This window comes from Sphingomonas parva (ex Maeng et al. 2020), assembly GCF_004564275.1.
Taxonomy (GTDB): Bacteria; Pseudomonadota; Alphaproteobacteria; order Sphingomonadales; family Sphingomonadaceae; genus Allosphingosinicella; species Allosphingosinicella parva.
The window spans coordinates 1-15,099 of sequence record NZ_SPDV01000022.1; the positions used below are offsets into that span (position 1 = coordinate 1).

Genomic DNA, 15,099 nt, shown 5'->3' on the forward strand with positions numbered 1-15,099 from the left:
CCACGAACGACCGCATGAGGCGCTCGGCCAGACGCCTCCGGCGCAGCACTACACGCCGTCCTCGCGTCAGCTGCCGGAGCAGCTTGCCGAGCCAGACTATCCGCGTGAGGCCATTGTGCGACGGGTACGCTCGAGCGGCGAAATACGATGGCCAGGCGGTCTGATCTACGTGTCCGAAGCCCTGATCGGCGAGGTGGTCGCGATCGAAGAAACCGCCGATGGCGAGTTGCGCATGCGCTTTTTCGATACACCCCTGGCCGTGCTGGACCTCCGGCAGAAGCGTCTTCGAAGACTGGGTGTGCCCGCGCGCGGGCACACCCAGTCTCCAAATCTGTCACCCATCTATCCGGTCTAAAGTGTCACCCACCCATCCGCTGGACAGTGGCCCTGTTCATTCCCGCACCCCTGGCGGTTAGAATGCCGGGGTGGACGATCGTCTTAGCCAGACGGATTTCGCACGCACTCTGCGGCGAAACGCAAGCGATGCCGAGCGGGCACTCTGGCGCATCCTGGGTAAACTCCGTCCGCGCTTCACCCGGCAGTACCCGCTTGGTCCCTACGTCGCGGACTTCGCCTGCCGCCGCGCGCGAATAGTGGTCGAGGTCGACGGCGGGCAGCATGCCGAGAACCGCTACGACAGCCGTCGCACGACGAATCTCGTCGCGAGCGGCTGGCGCGTCCTGCGTTACTGGAACAACGATGTGCTGGCGGACGCCGACGGCGTGGTCGCCGACATCATTGCACGTGGCGATCCACGTTTGCCGCCGGGAGAGCAGTTCCGCTTCGTCGGGTCCCGTCCATCTCGCAGGCGCAGAGAGGAAGAAGAAGGGCCACCCCCGGCCCCTCCAGCAAGGGCTGGAGGGGAGAAGGAATAGAAGACCGTCGCCGCCGGCGACAATGTGATGCGGGTGCTGCCGCCGCTGGTGACCGAGGACGCCCACGTCGCCGAGTTCGTCGAGAGACTCTCCGAAGCGGCGCGGCGATACGAGGTACCGGCGGCGGCGTAAGCGGCGCGTCCGCTCCGGGTACGCGGAGTGAAGCCCTCCCCCTCGAGGGGGGAGCATGCCCCGGCCGTGGCTGGCCTCTGTTCCGAAGGGCGATGGCCGCGGTTCAGGCGCTGCCCAGCGATCCGATTGGATATTGAACGCGCCCGCCGCGTTCGCCACATCGCCGCCATGACCTCTCCCCTGCATCGCCCGGCCGCGACGGCCAATCTCGACGAAGCGATCGGCTTCACCATCCCCGGCCGCAATGCGCGCGGGCGGATCGTGCGGCTCGGGCCGCTGCTCGACGTGATCCTCTCCGCGCACGATTATCCGGCGCCGATCGCCCGCATCCTCTCCGAGGCGCTGGTGCTCGCCGCGCTGCTCGGCTCGCTGCTCAAGGAGGAGGAGGGCCAGCTCACCATCCAGGCGCAGACCGAGGCCGGCATCATCGACCTGCTCGTCGTCGATTATAAGGACGGCGAGCTGAGAGGCTATGTCCGCTTCGACCACGAGCGGCTGTCGCAGCTGCCCAGCCACCGCGACCTCTTCGCCCTGTTCGGCAAGGGCTATCTGGCGATCACCTTCGACCATCCCGCATCGGAGGAGCGCTACCAGGGCATCGTCCCGCTCGAGGGCAGCTCGCTCGCCGAGGCGGCGCAGAATTACTTCATCCAGTCCGAGCAGCTGCCGAGCGTGATCCGCCTCGCGGTCAACGACACCGGCCATGTCGCCGGCGGAATTCTCGTCCAGCACCTTCCCGAAGGCGAGGAGGGGCGGGACCGGCTCCACACGCGGCTCGACGATCCCGAATGGGAGCATGTCCGGATCCTCGCCGAGACGATCAAGGGGCACGAGCTCACCGATCCGGAGCTTCCGCTGGAAGGGGCGCTGTGGCGCCTGTTCCACGAGGAGGACACGCGCGTCCTCAACGCGGTGCCGCTCGCCAAGGGCTGCCGCTGCAATTTCGACTATATCCGCTCGGTGATCGGCCGCTTCGCCGCCGCCGAGCGGGCCGACATGGTCGACGAGGACGGCTTCATCAGCGTCGATTGCGAATTCTGCTCCCGCGTATTCCCGATCTCGCTCGACGACTTCAAGGAATGAGCGAACGTTGCTGCAGCGCAACAACTCCCCTTCGCTCCGATTTGGTGCTATGATGACGGCATGGCCTTGGGTTGGATCTCGGCGCGCGGACGGGCGCTGCTGCTGACGGGAGCGGTTCTTGCCGGGCCGGCTCTCGCCGCCGCATCGGCCGATATCGCCGCGCTCGCCGGGCTCGAGAGGGGCCGCTGGGAAGTGCGCGACCTCGACTCGGGCGAGACGCGGCCGGCGCTCTGCCTCGGTGATCCGGCCCAGCTGATCCAGCTCGAGCATGCCGGCGCATCCTGCCCGAGCGAGGTGGTCGCGAGCGCCAGCGGAGCGGCGACCGTCCAGTATAGCTGCTCCGGCCGCGGCTTCGGCCACACCCATGTCCGAGTCGAGACTCCGCGGTTGATCCGCATCGAGACCCAGGGACTCAACAACGGCCGGCCTTTTTCGCGACGGTTCGAAGCGAAACGCGCCGGACGGTGCTGAACGGCGACTTTTCCTCGCCGCCTGTTAACCCGCCGTTTACCCTGTTCTTGCTATAGGATGTCTTGTGCCGATTGCGGGCACGCTTTCCTCCCTAGCAGGCTTAACAGCCTAACTGGGCCGCCCCTCACCGGGCGGCCCGTTCTTTTCCGGGCTCTGTGCCCCGAACGACTCGCGCCGTGCGCCGCCGGGCTCGTTTCGTGCACCGTCGCGGCGCGAAAGCGGGTCCCACTGCCGCGCACGATGCTGTAGGGGGCCGCGCCATGATCTCTCCCCGCAAAGCCGTCGCCCTGGTCTCCGGCGGCCTCGACTCGATGGTGTCCGCCGCCCGCGCCCGCGAGGACGGCTTCGCCCTGCTCGCGCTGACCGTGGATTATGGCCAGCGCCACCGGATCGAGCTCGAGGCCGCGGCCCGCGTCGCCGACGCGCTCGGCGCCGAGCGCCACATCGTCCTGCCGCTCGATCTCACCGCTTTCGGCGGCTCCGCGCTCACCGCCGACATTGCCGTGCCCAAAAACGGGGTGGACGAAGCGGCGGTGCCGGTGACCTACGTGCCGGCGCGCAACACGATCTTCCTGTCGCTGGCGCTCGGCTGGGCCGAGGCGGCCGGCGCCCAGGACCTGTTCATCGGCGTCAACGCGCTCGATTATTCGGGCTATCCCGATTGCCGGCCGGAGTTCATCGCCGGCTTCGAGAAGCTCGCGTCGCTGGGCACCAAGGCCGGGGCCGAGGGCCAGGGCTTCCGGATCCACGCACCGCTCCAGCACATGACCAAGGCCGACATCGCCCGCGAGGCGGCGCGGCTCGGCCTCGACGCGGGGATCAGCTGGTCCTGCTACGATCCGGTGGCGACGCCGGCTGCCGCCGGGTCGCTCCAGCTCGCCGGTGCCACGGACGCGTTCGCGCATTGCGGCCTGTGCGACAGCTGCCGGCTGCGCGCCAGGGGCTTCGAGGAAGCGGGCCTCGCCGATCCGACGCTTTACGCCGCGCGGCCCTGAGGATCGCGCGATGGCCTATGCGGTGAAGGAGATCTTCCTGACCCTGCAGGGGGAGGGGATGCAGGCCGGCCGGCGTGCCGTCTTCCTGCGTTTCGCCGGCTGCAATTTGTGGTCGGGCCGCGAGCAGGACCGCTCGCGGGCGGCGTGCACTTTCTGCGATACCGATTTCGTCGGCACCGACGGCGAGAACGGCGGGCGCTACGAGGCCGAGGCGCTGGCCGGAACGGTGGCGGCGCTGTGGGAGGACGGCGACCTTGCCGGCGATGCGCGCCGGCTGGTGGTGGTGACCGGCGGCGAGCCGATGCTGCAGCTCGACGCGGCGCTGATCGCGGCGCTCCACGGCCGCGGCTTCGAGATCGCGATGGAGAGCAACGGCACCCTGGCCGCGGCCGAGGGGATCGACTGGATCTGCGTCAGCCCCAAGGCGGGCACCGAGGTGGTGCAGCGGGCGGGCGACGAGCTGAAGCTGGTCTGGCCGCAGGCGGGGATCGACCCCGAGGCCCTGCTCGGCTGGGATTTCGATCATTTCCTGATCCAGCCGCTCGACGGCCCCGACGCGGCGGCGAGCCGCGCGGCGGCGATCGCCTATGTGATGGCGCATCCGCGCTGGCGGCTGACGCTGCAGACCCACAAGATGCTCGGTCTGCCCTGAGGGGCGCGGCGGGACGGGACGCGTAATTGATATCGTGTCCCCGATTTAGCGCCGCCGCGCCGGCGCCCGGGCAGGCGCGAAATTAGTATTGTGTCCCCGATTTAGCGTAGCGCCGCCGCGCCGGCGCCCGGGCAGGCGCGAAATTAGTATTGTGTCCCCGATTTAGCGGCGGGTCAGCGCGGGGCGCATTTCGATTTGAGCTGGCCCTTCTTGTCCCAGCAATCGTCGCGGAGCGGCGGCAGCGTGGGGACGGTAATGCTGTAGGGATTGTAGGCCATCGCCGCTTCCTGGACCGGAACCAGCGCGTTGCGCAGCTCGCGCATGCGGCGCTGGCCGACGGCGTAGAGGCCGCCCTTGGGCGCGGCGAGCGCCTCCTTGGCGATGTCGCTGGCGACCTGGCAGAAGCCCATCTGCGCCTGCAGGGTCGAGAAATTGTTGTAGGTGATCGTCGTGTAATCGTCGAACTGCTTCTGGCCGCGGGCGCCGTGGACCCGCTTGAAATAGCCGTTCAGCGTCGAATAGGCGCTCGCCAGCTCGGCCGAATGATGGGCGAGGATGCCGTTGTAGTTCTGGACCGAGCGCAGATAGGGCGAGAACTGGCATTGCAGCGCAGCGACGTTGAGGCCGGCGCGCATGTTCCAGAGCAGATGGGCGCGATATTCGGCCGGCGTCGCGCCGGGGATCGGCAGGCCGACCAGGGGATCGCTGCCCTCGATCGGGCCGGGCTTGAAATTCTGCTCGGTGAAATAGAGCTGGGAAAGGGCCGGCGACACTGCCGCCAGCAGGCCGGCGGCCAGCACCGAACGTACGCAATACTTCCTCATGCTCATCGATCCGCTCCCGCTGGCACCGGCCGGCTGCACCGGCTTCGCAAAAATCTAGCAGCGTGCCGCCCGCGGACCAGCCGGAGCGCACAGGCTCCGTCCCGCAACCGGCACGCTTCACCCCTAGAGCCTCATCGTCGTCAGTGGAAGCGCGTCGCGCGTCTCCAAGGCACTGAATCGCGATCGCTTTCGGGGACGAGGCGAGGATCGCCGCCGGCGGCTGATCGCAGCCTGAACGATCCCGCCCCCGCCGTGGCGCCGAACGCAAAGGCGCGGCCAAATGAAAAGGGCCGCCCGGTCGCCCGGACGGCCCTTCCCGAATGGCTGTTGCCAGCCGGCAATTACATGCCGGTGGTGTTGCCGGTGCCAGCGTCGGTGCTGGTGTTGGTCTCGACCGTGGTGTTGGTCGTGGTGGTCGACATGTTCATGTCGGTGGTGCCCGTCATGTTGGCGTCCATGCCGAGGTTCGCGTCGACCGCGTTGGCCGCGTCCACGCCGGTCATGTCACCGGTGTTCATCAGGCCTTCGTCGGTGATGTTGCCGGCGGTGTTGTTCTCGGCAGCGGATTCGCCGCCGCCGCAGGCCGCGACGAGGAGGGCCGCACCGGCAACCATCGAACCGGTCATCACTTTCTTGAAGAGGTCACGCATTCCAGAAACTCCCTAGTTGACGATTTGGTCGGGGTGGCCCCTTTTTTGCCAAATCAGTTGCGCACATTAAACGGAAAGGAACAGGCTCTCAAGCCTTCTCGGCTCTCCCCTCGAGAGAGACAAGGAAACGGTAGAGCCCCTGCCGCAATGCCAGATCGAAATGTTCGAGCCCGGTAGACACTCCCATTTCGCCGAGGCTGGTCACTGGGAAGTCGGCAATACCGCACGGCACTATCCCTGAGAAGTGGGAAAGTTCGGGGGAGATGTTCACCGAAAAACCGTGCAGCGTCACCCAGCGGCGCACCCGAACGCCGATCGCGCCGATCTTGGCCTCGACCCCGTTGCGGTCCGTCCAGATGCCGATCCGCCCCGGCGCGCGGTGCGCCGCGACGCCGAAGGCGGCGAGCGCGTCGATGATCCAGCCTTCGAGGGCATGGACATAGGCCCTGACGTCGCGACCGCGCCGATCCAGATCGAGCAGCACGTAGCCGACGCGCTGGCCCGGGCCGTGATAGGTGTAGCGGCCGCCGCGGCCGGCCTCGTAGACCGGGAAACCCTGGGGGTTGAACAGCTCGGCGGGATCGGCGCTGGTCCCGGCGGTGAACAGGGGCGGATGCTCGAGCAGCCAGACGAGCTCCCCCGCCTCGCCGGCGCGGATCGCGGCGGCGCGGCGCTCCATCTCGGCGAGCGCCTGCGGGTAGGGCACGAGCCCGGGGCTCACCCGCCATTCGATACCGGCGGCGTCCGCCGGGCCGCTGTCGTCCTGCCTCGTCTCCATCGCCCCGCCTCTTCACCAGCGCGGCGCGCGGTGCAAGGGTACGCGCGCGCTTCCACGGCGGCGGAACAGGCTCTATGGCGGCCCGATCGAACCCGCGGGAGCAACAGGGAGGGCCTGCATGAAATTCTCTTACAGCGCGGTATGGGACGATGCGGTCCAGCTGTTCCGCTCGCACGGATCGCTGATCGTCGCCCTGGCCGGCGTGTTCATCTTCCTGCCCGGCCTCCTGACCGCCGCGCTGCTGCCGCAACCGCAGGCGCAGACTGTGGACCAGTTGATGGAGGCGATGCGCGCCTATGTGCAATTCGCCTGGCCGTGGGTGCTGCTCGAGACCCTGGTCAACATGATCGGCACGATCGCGATCCTGCGGCTGATCTTCCCGCGCCAGACGAGCACCGTGGGCGCGGTGATCGCGGCCTCGCTGCCGCTGGTGCCGACCTATTTCGTCGCGGCGATCCTCTCGAACATCACGGTCGGCCTCGGCCTGCTGCTGTTCATCATCCCCGGCATCTACCTGCTCGGCCGCCTGACCCCGGTCGGCCCGGTGATCGTCGCGGAGGAGCGGCGCAACCCGATCGACGCGCTGCGGCGTTCTTTCCAGATCACCGCCGGCAAGGGCTGGGCGGTGGCCGGGCTGGTGCTGATCGTCGCGATCGCGGGCGTGATCGTGATGGTGGTCGCCAACAACCTGATCGGACTGGTGCTGCTGCTGATCGCCGGCCAGAAGATCGGCGGCTTCCTGACCCTCATCGTCGGCGCGATCACGGCGGCGGCGTTCACCACTCTGCTGGTCCTGCTCTACGCCGCGATCTACCGCCGCCTCGCCGAGCCGACCTCAGCCGAGGTCTTCCAGTAAAGGGATCTGGGGCGCGGCGTCGCGGGGCAGGATGCCCGCGCGCCGCGGGTCCGGAAAGCTCTCGAAGGCCCGCTTGTAGGGCCTGAACCCGGCACGCACGTAAGCGGGGAGGGCGGCCGGATGGTCGAGGCTGCAGGTGTTGACGTGCACCCGCCGCACGCCCGGCCGCCAGGCCAGCGCCAGGACCTGGGCGAACAGCCATTTGCCGTGGCCCTTGCCGGCAAGCTCCGGGACCAGGCCGAGGAAGCGGATCAGGCATTCGCCCGGCGCGCGGAAATCGAGCTCGATCATGCCGATCTCGATGCCGCGGTCGGTCACCGCCCAGACTTCGGCGATGCTGGCGCGCAGCGTCTCGTCGTCCATCAGCAGCCGCGAGTACCAGAGCCAGCGGCCGCCGACCCGGGCGAACAGCGTCCGGTAGCACGCCGGATCGGGCGTGGTCCAGCGCTCCAGCCGGAACGGCGACGGCGGCAGCGGGCGCGGCGTCGGGCGTTCGGTCATCTCCAGGAAGGTGACGACGGCGCCGAGATGGCCGGCAGGGATGTCGGCCAGCATCAGCGGGGCGCCGCGGCCGCGGGGCGCCGCCTCAGCCCCATGTCGCGACCGGCGGCAGGCTCATCAGGATGGCGTCGACGTTGCCGCCGGTCTTGAGCCCGAACAAGGTGCCGCGATCGTAGATCAGGTTGAACTCGGCGTAGCGGCCGCGCCAGGCGAGCTGCCGGGCCTTGTCGGCCTCGCCGAACGGCGTGTCCATGCGCCGGCGCACCAGCCGCGGGAAGATGTCGAGAAACGCCTCGCCGACGTCGCGGGTGAAGGCGAAGGTCTGGTCGAACGGGCCCTCGAGATGATCGTAGAAGATGCCGCCGACGCCGCGATGGACGCCGCGGTGCGGGATGTAGAAATAATCGTCCGCCCATTTGCGGAAGCGCTCGTAGAAGGTCTGGTCGTGCGCCGCGCAGGCGGCGCGCAGCCGGGCGTGGAACTCGTCCGTATCCTCCTCATAGGGAATCGGCGGGTTGAGATCGGCGCCGCCGCCGAACCAGCGCTTCGTGGTGGCGAGGAAGCGCGTGTTCATGTGCACGGCCGGCACGTGCGGATTGGCCATGTGCGCGACGAGGCTGATCCCGGTCGCGAAGAAGCGCGGATCCTCGGCGGCGCCGTGGATGGTGCGGGCGAATTCCGGGTTGAAGCTGCCGCCGACGGTCGAGACGTTGACTCCGACCTTTTCGAACACCCGTCCCTTCATCAGGCCGCGGACGCCACCGCCGCCGGGCGCGCCGGCATCGTCGGCGCGATCCCAGGGGGTGTAATCGAAGGCGGCGTCGCTGCCCGCCTCGCGCTCGATCGCCTCGAATTCTGCGCAGATCCGGTCGCGCAGCGACTCGAACCAATGGCGGGCGGCCTTCTGCTCTTCGTCCAGCTCGATCATTGCGGATATCCGTTCGTCTGTCTCAACGCTTCGGAGAGGCCGATGCCCGCGGCGACCGCGAGATTCAAGGAGCGTGTCCCGCCCGCCTGGGGAATGCGCACGCGCAGAGCGGCGGCCGCATGCACCGCGTCCGGCACCCCGCCGCTCTCCGATCCGAACAGCAGCACGTCCTCGGCCTCGAACCGCGCGGCGGGGAGGGGAGTGGCGCCGCGTGTGGTGAAGAGGACGAGCCGGCCCGGCGCGGCTGCGGCGAACGCGTCCCACGAGGCGTGGCGGCGCATCGCGGCGATCTCCGCATAGTCCATTCCGGCGCGCTTCAGCGCGCGATCCGAGAAGGGAAAACCGCAGGGCTCGACGATGTCGATCGGCGTCGCGAGGCAGGCGCCGAGGCGCAGGATCGTGCCGACATTGCCGGCCTGATCGGGTTGATAGAGCGCAATTCGCATGGCCCTCTTCTACTCAGGGGTTTTGCGCATTCACAGCGGGTTCAAAATGGCAGTTGGCAAAGCGCCGTCCACCCGTCTATCAGGCCCGCCAAGCCGCGGAAGCGGGGCATTTCCGCCCTCCGACGCGGCGTGCGTGTGAAAGCCGCCTTCCGGCCCTTCCGGCCGAGGCGGCCATTGGCATATCCAGGTTCGAACCGCTGAAGGATTTTATGGCGACGGTTGAACATAGCGATGGGACGCTGGCGGCTGCTCCCGACGACGGCATGCGGCGCCGGGACTTCATCAATATCGCCGCGGTGAGCTTCGCGGGGGTCGGCGCCGTCGCCACCCTCTATCCGCTCATCAACCAGATGAACCCGTCGGCCGACGTGCTGGCGCTCGCCTCGATTGAGGTCGACGTCTCGCAGATCCAGCCCGGGCAGGCGATCAAGACGATCTTCCGCAAGCAGCCCCTGTTCGTCCGGCACCTGACGCCGGCCGAGATCCAGGCGGCGAATGCGGTGCCGACCGGCGACCTGCGCGATCCGCAGACGCTGGCCGAGCGCACCCAGCCGGGCAAGGCCGAGTGGCTCGTCACGATGGGCGTCTGCACCCACCTCGGCTGCGTGCCGCTGGGTGCGGCGGAAGGCGAGAACCGCGGCGCGTACGGCGGCTATTTCTGCCCGTGCCACGGTTCGCATTACGATACGGCCGGCCGCATCCGCAAAGGCCCGGCCCCCAAGAATCTCGAGGTCCCGGACTACAAGTTCGCGTCCGATACCGTGATCACCGTCGGCGAGGTGGCATAAGATGAGCTTCCCCTGGGCTGAGCCCTATCAACCCAAGAACGGTCTGACCCGCTGGATCGACCAGCGCCTGCCGCTTCCCCGCCTGGTCTACGGCGCGATCGGCGGCGGCTATCCGGTGCCGCGCAACCTCAACTATTTCTGGAATTTCGGCGTGCTCGCCGGCGTCGCCCTGACGATCCAGATCGTCACCGGCATCATCCTGGCGATGCACTACGTTCCGTACGGCGGCCAGGCCTTCCAGTCGGTCGAGCACATCATGCGCGACGTCAACCAGGGCTGGCTGCTGCGCTACGCCCATGCCAACGGCGCGAGCTTCTTCTTCATCGTTACCTACATCCACATCTTCCGCGGCCTCTATTACGGATCGTACAAGGCGCCGCGCGAGCTGGTCTGGATGCTCGGCCTCGTCATCCTGCTGCTGATGATGGCGACGGCGTTCATGGGCTACGTCCTTCCCTGGGGCCAGATGAGCTTCTGGGGCGCGAAGGTGATCACCGGCCTGTTCGGCGCGATTCCCTTCGTCGGCGAGCCGGTGCAGCAATGGCTGCTCGGCGGCTTTGCCCCGGACCAGCCGACGCTGAACCGCTTCTTCTCGCTCCATTACCTGCTGCCGTTCGTGATCGCGGGCGTGATCGTGCTCCACATCTGGGCGCTGCACATCCCGGGCTCGGGCAACCCGACCGGCGTCGACGTCAAGTCGGCGCAGGACACGGTGCCGTTCCATCCCTATTACACGGCGAAGGACGGCTTCGGCCTGGGCGTGTTCCTGATCCTGTTCGCGCTCGTCACCTTCTTCGCGCCGAACTATCTGGGCCATGCCGACAATTACATCCCGGCCAACCCGCTCTCGACCCCCGCGCACATCGTTCCGGAATGGTATTTCTGGCCGTTCTACGCGATCCTGCGCGCCTTCACGGTGGACTTCATCCTGCCGGCGAAGCTGTGGGGCGTCATCGCGATGTTCGCCGCGATCCTGCTGCTCTTCTTCCTGCCGTGGATCGATCGTTCGCCGGTCCGCTCGGGCAATTACCGCCCGCGCTTCCGCCAGTTCTTCTGGATCCTGATGCTCGACCTGCTCGTCCTGGGCTATGTCGGCGGCAAGCCGGCCGAAGAGCCGTTCGTGATGATCAGCCAGCTGGCGACCATCTACTATTTCGCGCACTTCCTGATCATCCTGCCGATCGTCTCCGCGGTCGAGCGCACGCTGCCGCTGCCCAATTCCATCTCGGAATCGGTGCTGCACGGCGAGGACAAGGAAGCGGCGCCGGCCGATCTCGGCGGGATGCGTCCCGCGGCCGCGGAATAAGGGGAAAGAAGCGTCATGGTTCGTCTCATTGCCTTTCTGGTCGGCCTCGGCTTCGTCGTCGTGGCCGGCTGGTCCCTCGGCAACGGCGTCTACGCTTTTGCCACGCAGCCGCGGGAAGAGAGCGTGGAGCACCAGTTCCACCTCCAGCCCGAGCACGCGTCCTATTCGTTCGACGGTCCGTTCGGCACCTATGACCGGCAGCAGCTCCAGCGCGGCTTCCAGGTCTACAAGGAGGTCTGCGCGGCCTGCCACGGCCTGTCCTACGTTGCCTTCCGCAACCTCGAGGAAATCGGCTACGGCGAGGCGGAAGTGAAGGCGATCGCCAATCAGTGGCAGATCGAGGTTCCCGACATCGACCCGAAGACCGGCGAGGCTTCGACCCGCAAGGCGACTCCGGCCGATCATTTCCCGAGCCCGTACCCCAACGAGGTCGCGGCGCGGGCGGCGAACAACAATGCGCTGCCGCCGGACCTGTCGCTGATCACCAAGGCGCGGCACGGCGGGGCGTCCTACGTTCACTCGCTGCTGCTCGGCTACCGGGATCCCGCGACCTATCGCAACAAGGAGGGCGAGCCGGTTCCGACCGAGGTCCGTCCGGGCCAGGGGCTCCATTTCAACCCCTATTTCGCCAACCTCAACATCGCGATGCCGCCGCCGATCCAGTCGGACGGCCAGGTCACCTATGCCGACGGCACGGCCGCGACCCGCGACCAGATGGCGAAGGACGTCTCGGCCTTCCTGACCTGGACGGCGGAGCCGCGGCTCGAGAACCGCCACCGCGCGGGCCTCGCGACGCTGATCTTCCTGCTGTTCGCGACGGTGCTTTCCTATCTCGCCTACCAGAACGTCTGGCACTCGGCGAAGCGGAAGGTGCGCGCCAGCGGGCCGCTCGACCCGGTCAACCTCGCCAAGAGCCATGAGGCGAGCCGCGAGGCGGGCATCCAACAATGATCGATCGCTCTCCTCCCGCAGCGCGGGAGGAGAGCTCGGCCAGGATCGGGGGCCGGTCGCGCAAGCGGCCGGCCCCTGTTCGTTCGGCGACCTCGCGAGGCGTTCGTTCCGCCCCAGGAACTTCTCCGATCCTCTCCCGTTTACAGCGGGTTAACGGTTCACCCGCGGTTCAAGCCGGCGGGCAGACCCTGTCCGCTTGACCAGAGACCGTTCGGGAGAGTCGCCATGTTCGTTCCCCGTCTTCGCGCCGCCATGCTCGTCCTTGCGGGGGCTGCCGGCCTCGGCGCCTGCAGCACCTATGACGATTACGGCTATGGCTATGGCGGCGTGTCCGTCGGCTACGGCAGCGCCGGCTATTGCGACCCCTATTGGGACGATTGCTACCGCGGCGGCTATTCGCGCGGCTATTACGGCGATCCCTGGTACGGCTGGTACAACGATTATTATTACCCGGGCATCGGCTTCTACATCTACGACCGCTCCGGCCGGCGCTACCGCTGGAACGACGACCAGCGCCGCTATTGGGAAGGCCGCCGCGGCCGCTGGGGCGGGCGCGACTGGAACGATCGCCAATGGGAGCGCTGGGACGGCTATCGCGGCCGCGACGGGCGCCAGTGGAGCGGCCGCCAGGGCAATGACAATTGGCAATACCGCCAGCGCCGCCAGGGCGACCAGAACTGGAACTGGCAGAACCGCCAAGGTGGGCAGGGCAATTGGCAGGGCCGTCAGGGCCAACAGGGCCAGGGCAATTGGCAGGGGCGGCAGGGCCGTCAGGGCCAGGGGAACTGGCAGGGCCGGCGCAGCGGCCAGGGCCAGCAGAACTGGCAGAACCGCCAGAACTGGCAGGAGCGGCGCAGCGGGCAGGGGACCCAGTCCTGGGGCAGCGGCCGCCGCCAGGGCGCGACCAGCGGAACGACCGGCCAGAGCCGCGGCAGCTGGCGCTCCGGCCGCCGCGACCGTAGCGACGATTGAGAGGAGCCATTCCAGCCCCTTCGCAAAGCCGCGGAGGGGCTGAGGCCGGGCGCGATCGGCGCGTCCGGTGCGGGGCGCGGCCGGAGCCGGCCTGGGCTTATGCTTCGCGCTGTTCGCCTGCCGGGCGCCGGCGCATCAGCACGATCGAGGTGAAGGTGAGGACGGGGACGCCGTCCTGGTTGGTGACGACCGTGCCCGATCGGAACGAGCCGATCTCCGGCTTGCTGCGCGACGGCCGCACCTCGACGATCGTGGCCGAGACGTGGAGCGTGTCGCCGGGATAGACCGGCTTCAGCCAGCGCAATTCGTCGATCCCGGGCGAGCCGAGCCCGGCTTGCCCGGTCGCCACGACGTGGCGCGCGATCACGCCCATGGTCATCGCGCAGGTGTGCCAGCCACTCGCCGCGAGGCGGCCGAAATGGGTCTTCGCCGCCGCCTCGTCGGAGAGGTGGAAGGGCTGGGGATCGTAGCGCTCGGCGAAGGCGATCACCTCGTCCCGGCTGACCTGGCAGCTGCCGAAATAGGTCTCCTGGCCGACCGCGAGGTCATCGAGATAGATCGGGCCTGCGGGCGGCGAGGCAGCGTCGGTCATCGGCATCTCCGGTAGCCGTGGCTGGCGGAGGGCAGGGCGTACGGCCCCGCCCCTCGCGTCAGACGTTGAAGCGGAACAGCATCACGTCGCCGTCCTGGACGACATATTCCTTGCCTTCGGAGCGCAGCTTGCCCGCCTCGCGGGCCCCGGCCTCGCCGCCGAACTGCACGAAATCGGGATAGGCGATCGTCTCGGCGCGGATGAAGCCGCGTTCGAAATCGGAGTGGATGACGCCGGCGGCCTGCGGCGCCTTGGAGCCCGTCTCGACCGTCCAGGCGCGGGCTTCCTTCGGCCCCGCGGTGAAGAAGGTGATCAGATGGAGGAGCTCGTAGCCGGCGCGGATGACGCGCGACAGGCCGGTCTCCTCGAGGCCGAGGTCGGAGAGGAACTCGCCGCGGTCCTCCGGCGCCATGGTGACGATCTCGGCCTCGATCGCCGCCGAGACGATCACCGCTGCGGCGCCTTCCGCGGCCGCCTTCTCGAACACGCGGGCGCTGTGGGCGTTGCCCGACGCGGCATCGCCCTCGTCGACGTTGCAGACGTAGAGGATCGGCTTGGCGGTGAGCAATTGCGCCCGCTCCAGCGCCTTGCGCTCCTCCTCGTCCTTCGGCTCGGTGAGCCGCGCCGGCTTCGACTGGCGAAGCAGATCGAGCGCCTGGCCGAGCACCGATGCCTGGATCTTCGCCTCCTTGTCGCCCTGCTGCGCCTTCTTGACGAGGTTCGGCACCCGCTTTTCGAGGCTCTCGAGATCGGAGAGCATCAGCTCGGTCTCGACCGTCTCGGCATCGGCGATCGGATCGACCCGGCCCTCGACATGGGTGACGTCGCCGCCCTCGAAGCACCTCAGCACGTGGACGATCGCGTCGACCTCGCGGATGTTACCGAGGAACTGGTTGCCGAGGCCCTCACCCTTGGAGGCACCGCGCACCAGGCCGGCGATGTCGACGAACTCGAGCTGGGTCTCGATGATGCTGGCCGATTTGGCGACGCGCGCGATCTCCTGCAGGCGCGGATCCGGCACGGCGACGCGGCCGACGTTGGGCTCGATCGTGCAGAAGGGGTAGTTCGCTGCCTGGGCCGCCGCCGTCTCGGTCAGCGCGTTGAACAGGGTGGACTTGCCCACATTGGGGAGCCCGACGATACCGCAACGAAAACCCATCTACTTTCCGACCTTCCGTCAAAACCGTTCGGCGACGCCGATAACGGCTCCGGCCGCGCTGCGCCAGCCGGCGCGGGCGTGCCGCCGCGCGCGCCGGGGACAAGGTCGCTCAGAAAAGAGGCGCGCATGCCGAAGGGCAG

At 68.2% G+C, this 15,099-nt stretch carries 18 protein-coding genes and 1 pseudogene; 11 read left to right on the forward strand and 8 right to left on the reverse strand.

Annotated features, from left to right (window positions below; genetic code table 11):
* The 6 genes and pseudogenes from E2493_RS21250 to queE all read left to right on the forward strand — a co-directional run.
* Window positions 1–355: pseudogene (locus tag E2493_RS21250) on the forward strand (hypothetical protein); the annotation flags it as partial.
* Between the two features lie 70 nt (window positions 356–425).
* Window positions 426–875 (forward strand): endonuclease domain-containing protein, encoded by a 450-nt coding sequence (locus tag E2493_RS12655; protein ID WP_135087330.1) that lies wholly within the window; start codon window positions 426–428, stop codon window positions 873–875.
* A gap of 300 nt (window positions 876–1,175) precedes the next feature.
* Window positions 1,176–2,090, forward strand: coding sequence for an Hsp33 family molecular chaperone HslO (hslO, locus tag E2493_RS12665; protein WP_135087332.1), 915 nt, complete (start codon window positions 1,176–1,178; stop codon window positions 2,088–2,090).
* Between the two features lie 60 nt (window positions 2,091–2,150).
* Window positions 2,151–2,561 carry a DUF3617 domain-containing protein gene (locus tag E2493_RS12670; protein WP_135087333.1) on the forward strand — a complete coding sequence of 137 codons (411 nt, stop codon included), beginning with the start codon at window positions 2,151–2,153 and terminating at the stop codon, window positions 2,559–2,561.
* A 176-nt stretch (window positions 2,562–2,737) separates the two neighbouring features.
* On the forward strand, window positions 2,738–3,556 hold the full coding sequence (gene queC / locus E2493_RS12675; RefSeq protein ID WP_404828319.1) for a 7-cyano-7-deazaguanine synthase QueC: 819 nt from the start codon (window positions 2,738–2,740) through the stop codon (window positions 3,554–3,556).
* A gap of 10 nt (window positions 3,557–3,566) precedes the next feature.
* Entirely contained in the window at window positions 3,567–4,208 is a 642-nt protein-coding gene (gene queE, locus E2493_RS12680; RefSeq protein ID WP_135087337.1) for a 7-carboxy-7-deazaguanine synthase, read from the forward strand.
* 173 nt (window positions 4,209–4,381) lie between these two features.
* On the opposite strand, the gene E2493_RS12685 is transcribed toward queE, so the two are convergent.
* From E2493_RS12685 to lipB, 3 genes are all read right to left on the reverse strand, one after another.
* Window positions 4,382–5,038, reverse strand: coding sequence for a hypothetical protein (locus E2493_RS12685; protein WP_225421444.1), 657 nt, complete (start codon window positions 5,036–5,038; stop codon window positions 4,382–4,384).
* Window positions 5,039–5,373: 335 nt separating this feature from the next.
* Window positions 5,374–5,682 (reverse strand): hypothetical protein, encoded by a 309-nt coding sequence (locus E2493_RS12690; protein ID WP_135087339.1) that lies wholly within the window; start codon window positions 5,680–5,682, stop codon window positions 5,374–5,376.
* Window positions 5,683–5,770: 88 nt separating this feature from the next.
* Complete coding sequence (gene lipB / locus E2493_RS12695) at window positions 5,771–6,460, reverse strand: lipoyl(octanoyl) transferase LipB (protein ID WP_135087341.1); 690 nt, start codon at window positions 6,458–6,460, stop codon at window positions 5,771–5,773.
* A 118-nt stretch (window positions 6,461–6,578) separates the two neighbouring features.
* Between lipB and E2493_RS12700 the strand changes: the two genes are divergently transcribed.
* Window positions 6,579–7,316: a YciC family protein gene (locus E2493_RS12700; RefSeq protein WP_135087343.1), complete on the forward strand. Its 738-nt coding sequence runs from the start codon at window positions 6,579–6,581 to the stop codon at window positions 7,314–7,316.
* On the opposite strand, the gene E2493_RS12705 is transcribed toward E2493_RS12700, so the two are convergent.
* Genes E2493_RS12705 through E2493_RS12715 form a run of 3 tightly spaced genes read right to left on the reverse strand, consistent with a single transcriptional unit; the run spans window position 7,296 to window position 9,191 of the window.
* On the reverse strand, window positions 7,296–7,871 hold the full coding sequence (locus E2493_RS12705; RefSeq protein ID WP_135087345.1) for a GNAT family N-acetyltransferase: 576 nt from the start codon (window positions 7,869–7,871) through the stop codon (window positions 7,296–7,298). The genes E2493_RS12700 and E2493_RS12705 overlap by 21 nt on opposite strands.
* A 31-nt stretch (window positions 7,872–7,902) precedes the next feature.
* Window positions 7,903–8,745, reverse strand: coding sequence for an oxygen-dependent coproporphyrinogen oxidase (gene hemF / locus E2493_RS12710; protein WP_135087347.1), 843 nt, complete (start codon window positions 8,743–8,745; stop codon window positions 7,903–7,905).
* Window positions 8,742–9,191, reverse strand: coding sequence for a tRNA (cytidine(34)-2'-O)-methyltransferase (locus E2493_RS12715; protein WP_135087349.1), 450 nt, complete (start codon window positions 9,189–9,191; stop codon window positions 8,742–8,744). Before E2493_RS12715 ends, hemF begins: the two co-directional genes overlap by 4 nt.
* Window positions 9,192–9,400: 209 nt before the next feature.
* On the opposite strand from E2493_RS12715, the gene petA reads away from it, so the two are divergent.
* The 4 genes from petA to E2493_RS21830 all read left to right on the forward strand — a co-directional run bounded on the left by petA (window position 9,401) and on the right by E2493_RS21830 (window position 13,208).
* Window positions 9,401–9,979 carry a ubiquinol-cytochrome c reductase iron-sulfur subunit gene (gene petA, locus E2493_RS12720; protein ID WP_135087351.1) on the forward strand — a complete coding sequence of 193 codons (579 nt, stop codon included), beginning with the start codon at window positions 9,401–9,403 and terminating at the stop codon, window positions 9,977–9,979.
* 1 nt (window position 9,980) lies between these two features.
* Window positions 9,981–11,285: a cytochrome b gene (locus E2493_RS12725; protein ID WP_135087353.1), complete on the forward strand. Its 1,305-nt coding sequence runs from the start codon at window positions 9,981–9,983 to the stop codon at window positions 11,283–11,285.
* A gap of 15 nt (window positions 11,286–11,300) precedes the next feature.
* Complete coding sequence (locus E2493_RS12730; RefSeq protein WP_135087355.1) at window positions 11,301–12,236, forward strand: cytochrome c1; 936 nt, start codon at window positions 11,301–11,303, stop codon at window positions 12,234–12,236.
* 225 nt (window positions 12,237–12,461) lie between these two features.
* Entirely contained in the window at window positions 12,462–13,208 is a 747-nt protein-coding gene (locus E2493_RS21830; protein ID WP_225421445.1) for a peptidase, read from the forward strand.
* Between the two features lie 97 nt (window positions 13,209–13,305).
* Here the strand turns inward: E2493_RS21830 and E2493_RS12740 are convergent, their stop codons facing one another.
* A complete protein-coding gene (locus E2493_RS12740) occupies window positions 13,306–13,800 on the reverse strand; it encodes a MaoC family dehydratase (RefSeq protein ID WP_135087356.1) in 495 nt (164 codons plus the stop codon).
* Window positions 13,801–13,858: 58 nt separating this feature from the next.
* Complete coding sequence (ychF, locus tag E2493_RS12745; RefSeq protein ID WP_135087358.1) at window positions 13,859–14,959, reverse strand: redox-regulated ATPase YchF; 1,101 nt, start codon at window positions 14,957–14,959, stop codon at window positions 13,859–13,861.
* Window positions 14,960–15,099 lie beyond the last annotated feature (140 nt).

What these genes read in the sequence shown, in the direction of transcription:
- E2493_RS12705 (WP_135087345.1), bottom strand. Translation starts at nt 7,871, where the DNA reads ATGCTGGCCGACATCCCTGCCGGCCATCTCGGCGCCGTCGTCACCTTC.
- E2493_RS12725 (WP_135087353.1), top strand. Translation starts at nt 9,981, where the DNA reads ATGAGCTTCCCCTGGGCTGAGCCCTATCAACCCAAGAACGGTCTGACC.
- E2493_RS12690 (WP_135087339.1), bottom strand. Translation starts at nt 5,682, where the DNA reads ATGCGTGACCTCTTCAAGAAAGTGATGACCGGTTCGATGGTTGCCGGT.
- E2493_RS12715 (WP_135087349.1), bottom strand. Translation starts at nt 9,191, where the DNA reads ATGCGAATTGCGCTCTATCAACCCGATCAGGCCGGCAATGTCGGCACG.
- petA (WP_135087351.1), top strand. Translation starts at nt 9,401, where the DNA reads ATGGCGACGGTTGAACATAGCGATGGGACGCTGGCGGCTGCTCCCGAC.
- E2493_RS12700 (WP_135087343.1), top strand. Translation starts at nt 6,579, where the DNA reads ATGAAATTCTCTTACAGCGCGGTATGGGACGATGCGGTCCAGCTGTTC.
- E2493_RS12670 (WP_135087333.1), top strand. Translation starts at nt 2,151, where the DNA reads ATGGCCTTGGGTTGGATCTCGGCGCGCGGACGGGCGCTGCTGCTGACG.
- ychF (WP_135087358.1), bottom strand. Translation starts at nt 14,959, where the DNA reads ATGGGTTTTCGTTGCGGTATCGTCGGGCTCCCCAATGTGGGCAAGTCC.
- queE (WP_135087337.1), top strand. Translation starts at nt 3,567, where the DNA reads ATGGCCTATGCGGTGAAGGAGATCTTCCTGACCCTGCAGGGGGAGGGG.
- E2493_RS12740 (WP_135087356.1), bottom strand. Translation starts at nt 13,800, where the DNA reads ATGACCGACGCTGCCTCGCCGCCCGCAGGCCCGATCTATCTCGATGAC.
- E2493_RS12685 (WP_225421444.1), bottom strand. Translation starts at nt 5,038, where the DNA reads ATGAGCATGAGGAAGTATTGCGTACGTTCGGTGCTGGCCGCCGGCCTG.
- E2493_RS21830 (WP_225421445.1), top strand. Translation starts at nt 12,462, where the DNA reads ATGTTCGTTCCCCGTCTTCGCGCCGCCATGCTCGTCCTTGCGGGGGCT.
- E2493_RS12730 (WP_135087355.1), top strand. Translation starts at nt 11,301, where the DNA reads ATGGTTCGTCTCATTGCCTTTCTGGTCGGCCTCGGCTTCGTCGTCGTG.
- lipB (WP_135087341.1), bottom strand. Translation starts at nt 6,460, where the DNA reads ATGGAGACGAGGCAGGACGACAGCGGCCCGGCGGACGCCGCCGGTATC.
- hslO (WP_135087332.1), top strand. Translation starts at nt 1,176, where the DNA reads ATGACCTCTCCCCTGCATCGCCCGGCCGCGACGGCCAATCTCGACGAA.
- hemF (WP_135087347.1), bottom strand. Translation starts at nt 8,745, where the DNA reads ATGATCGAGCTGGACGAAGAGCAGAAGGCCGCCCGCCATTGGTTCGAG.